Source organism: Candidatus Thioglobus sp., from assembly GCF_028599055.1.
Lineage (GTDB): Bacteria > Pseudomonadota > Gammaproteobacteria > PS1 > Pseudothioglobaceae > Thioglobus_A.
Genome location: NZ_JAQRMS010000126.1, coordinates 1 through 3,442, shown reverse-complemented (window position 1 = coordinate 3,442; position 3,442 = coordinate 1). Strand labels below are relative to the sequence as shown.

Genomic DNA, 3,442 nt, shown 5'->3' with positions numbered 1-3,442 from the left:
GACATACTACTTCTCCTTATTTTTATTTCCAAGTGAGGCAAAACCTCTCGAACTTGGAAACTTCCTAAATTATGTTAAAAATAAAACCAATGTCACTAACTATTTACGCGAGGAATTGCCTCGCACAAAGGTATATGATCCACAACACACGCTGTTTTAGGCGTGCTGCTTCTCCTTATCTTAAATGTATTATAGGCAAGGCCTATAATACTATCTTAGCTCTTCAGGCACCGGAAAATGTACATTTTCCTCAGCGCCACTTATTTCTTGCACGTCGTTAGCACCTTGATCATACAAATAATTAATCACTTCTTGCACTAATACCTCAGGGGCTGAAGCACCAGCAGTCACGCCAACCATTTCAACATTATTCAGCCAGGCCGGGTCAATTTCATCGGCACCATCAATCAAATAAGCATTAATACCCATCTTTTCAGCAATTTCTCGAAGACGGTTTGAATTAGATGAATTACGCGACCCTAGTACCAACAACAAATCTGAAGATTGCATCAAAGATTTGACTGCATCTTGTCGGTTTTGCGTCGCATAACAAATATCATCTTTTTTTGGCGCTTGAATATGAGGGAATTTTTGCTTTAACTGATCAACAATACCCTGAGTGTCGTCCACCGACAAAGTGGTCTGAGTGGTGTAAGATAGCTCGCCGGAGATGGATAAATTTTGCACATCCGCCTCGGTTTCAACCAATAATACCTCATCAGCCTGATTTGACTGGCCCAGCGTCCCTTCCACCTCAGGATGACCTTTGTGGCCAATTAAAATAACTTGATTGTGCTGTTTTTGTTTGCGTACTACTTCTTTGTGCACCTTGGTTACTAGTGGACAGGTGGCGTCATAAATAGTTGAGTTGATATTTTTTGCCTGTTTGCGTACTAATTGCGACACGCCATGTGCACTAAAAATTACCACTTGGTTATCCGGCACTTCATCAATTTCTTTAACGAAAATAGCACCTTTGTTTTTTAAATCACTAACCACAAATTTATTATGCACTACTTCGTTACGCACATAAACAGGTGCGCCGTGCTTGTTAATTGCACGCTCTACAATTTCAATAGCGCGATCAACACCTGCACAAAATCCCCTAGGGTTGGCCAACAGTACTTTCATTAGGAAATTTCTAAAACTTTAACTTGGAAAGACACATCGGCGCCTGCGAGTGGATGATTAAAATTAACACGAATATCATCTCCATCAATACTGTCAATACAACCCACATAGGAATCATCTGTTGGGGTTTTAAATTCCACAGCTGCGTCTATTTCTAATTTAAGGTCTGCTGGAAAATCTGCGCGCTGCATCACTTGAAATGCCTCATCATAAGTGTCGCCAAACGCCTCAGATGCGCCCAATAAAAAAGTTTGCAGTTCGTTGGGTTTAGCCTCTAAAACACAACGCTCTAGACAAGGATCGAGTTGACCATCCCCCATCTCAAATACCAGGGGGTCGTCCCAAGCTTCATCAACTAAAGCACCATTTGCATGGCTAAGTCTGTAATGAATTGTGTAGCTAGCCATTATTAAACGTCATGGCGCTTAATATGGTGTGTACCTGTTGGCGAAGATCATGACGGTGAATGATCATGTCAATGGCGCCTTTTTCGAGTAAAAATTCACTGCGCTGAAAACCTTCCGGCAATTCTTCGCGCACGGTTTGCTCAACCACACGCGGGCCCGCAAATCCAATCAAGGCATTTGGCTCCGCAATGTGAACATCGCCCAACATAGCAAAACTGGCCGATACACCACCCATAGTTGGGTCGGTCAAAACAGAGATAAACGGAATCTTTTTATCGTTCAATAATTTAAGCATTAATGAGGTTTTGCTCATTTGCATCAATGAAAACAAACCCTCTTGCATGCGCGCACCACCTGAGGCAGAAAAGCAAATTAAAGGTGCGCCTGTTTCAAGACTGTATTTGGCAGCACGAACAAATTTCTCGCCCACCACAGAGCCCATTGAGCCGCCCATAAATTTAAACTCAAAAGCTGCAACCACAACACTCAAGCCATTTAATGTGCCACTTTTAACAATCAGTGCGTCTTTTTCATTGGTAGTTTTCTGCGCTTGTGAATAACGATCTTTATATTTTTTTTGATCTTTAAATTTAAGCGGATCAACGGCGACTAAATCGGCGGCAATTTCTTCTTGGCCCGCTTCATCTAAGAAACTCTCAATACGAACACGAGCAGAAATACGCATGTGATGATCACACTTAGGACACACATACGTTGTCTCTTTTAACTCTTCAGAATAGATAGTTGCATCACACTTAGGGCATTTACTCCACAGTCCTTCCGGGATATTCTTTTTAACAACATTGGTGATTGAGGGTAAGATTTTTTCTAGCCAGCTCATGTCTAAATCCTTGTTTTAATTAGTTAATTGCTGAAGAAATCTCTTTTGCTAAATTTCCTACGCTTACTAACATTTTATCCTTATCTTCGCCATATTGCTCAACAAATGCAACTAACGACGAACCCACAATAACTGCGTCTGAATTTTCAGAGACAGCTTGGGCAGTTTTCGCATCTTTAATACCAAAGCCTACGCCCACTGGTAAATCAATATAGCGTCTAATTCTGGCCAAATTTTTCTTCACCGAATCAATGTCTAGGTGTCCAGCACCGGTTACCCCTTTAAGGGAAACAAAGTACACAAAACCTGAAGCAATGGTTGCTAGAAATTCAATTCTAGCATCGGTTGTAGTTGGCGCTACCAAGAAGATAAAGTCAACCTCGTGTGTATCAAGCTGTTGTTTTAAATCATGTGCCTCTTCAGGTGGCATATCAACCACCAGCACCCCGTCCACGCCATTTGCTTGAGCATCTCTAGCAAACGCTTGGTAGCCATAGACTTCAATTGGATTTAAATAGCCCATCAATACAATAGCAGTTGTGTTGTTAACCAGTCTAAATTTTGCCACCAATGCAAGCACATCTTTCAAGCTAACGCCTAGCTCGACCGCACGCTCGTGCGATTTAGCAATCATTGGGCCATCAGCCATTGGATCTGAAAACGGTACACCCAACTCGATTACACTGGCTCCATTCTCAACCAAGGTTAGCATCAGCTCATAGGTATTGTCTAAACCACTATCACCCGCTGTAATAAACGGAATAAAGGCTTTTTGCTCCTTAGGTAAATCAGAAAATACTTGGGCCAATCTTGACATGATTATTTAGTGCTAAATTCGTGAACGGCATCTACTAACACTTTCATGTTTTCAGGATCAACATCCGGAGTAATACCGTGACCCAAATTGAAAACATGTCCTGTGTCGCCTTTAAACTGGTCTAGTACTTTTTTTACTTCGGCTCGGACCACTTCTGGTGTCGCGTACATGACCGCAGGGTCTAAATTACCTTGAATAGCCACTTTGCTGCCGATTTGTTGCTCAACATCGCCCAATTCGACGGTC

5 protein-coding genes are annotated in these 3,442 nt (G+C 42.0%); all 5 read right to left on the bottom strand.

Translation table 11 applies throughout. The annotated features are described in order from the left end of the window. Nucleotides 1–210: 210 nt before the first annotated feature. Nucleotides 211–1,131, bottom strand: coding sequence for a 4-hydroxy-3-methylbut-2-enyl diphosphate reductase (ispH, locus tag PSN35_RS06695; protein WP_300031214.1), 921 nt, complete (start codon nucleotides 1,129–1,131; stop codon nucleotides 211–213). After that, entirely contained in the window at nucleotides 1,131–1,538 is a 408-nt protein-coding gene (locus PSN35_RS06690) for an FKBP-type peptidyl-prolyl cis-trans isomerase (protein WP_300031211.1), read from the bottom strand. The genes ispH and PSN35_RS06690 overlap by 1 nt, the downstream gene beginning before the upstream one ends. Beyond that, the gene (gene accD / locus PSN35_RS06685; protein WP_300031208.1) at nucleotides 1,531–2,379 is read right to left on the bottom strand and encodes an acetyl-CoA carboxylase, carboxyltransferase subunit beta; all 849 of its coding nucleotides are present in this window, start codon (nucleotides 2,377–2,379) and stop codon (nucleotides 1,531–1,533) included. Before accD ends, PSN35_RS06690 begins: the two co-directional genes overlap by 8 nt. A 19-nt stretch (nucleotides 2,380–2,398) precedes the next feature. Then, nucleotides 2,399–3,196, bottom strand: coding sequence for a tryptophan synthase subunit alpha (gene trpA, locus PSN35_RS06680; protein WP_300031200.1), 798 nt, complete (start codon nucleotides 3,194–3,196; stop codon nucleotides 2,399–2,401). Between the two features lie 2 nt (nucleotides 3,197–3,198). Beyond that, the coding region (locus PSN35_RS06675; protein ID WP_300031197.1) for a uroporphyrinogen decarboxylase family protein at nucleotides 3,199–3,442 on the bottom strand (244 nt) is incomplete at its 5' end.

Coding starts and splice junctions, on each gene's coding strand:
- trpA (WP_300031200.1), bottom strand. CDS start 3,196: ATGTCAAGATTGGCCCAAGTATTTTCTGATTTACCTAAGGAGCAAAAA.
- PSN35_RS06690 (WP_300031211.1), bottom strand. CDS start 1,538: ATGGCTAGCTACACAATTCATTACAGACTTAGCCATGCAAATGGTGCT.
- accD (WP_300031208.1), bottom strand. CDS start 2,379: ATGAGCTGGCTAGAAAAAATCTTACCCTCAATCACCAATGTTGTTAAA.
- ispH (WP_300031214.1), bottom strand. CDS start 1,131: ATGAAAGTACTGTTGGCCAACCCTAGGGGATTTTGTGCAGGTGTTGAT.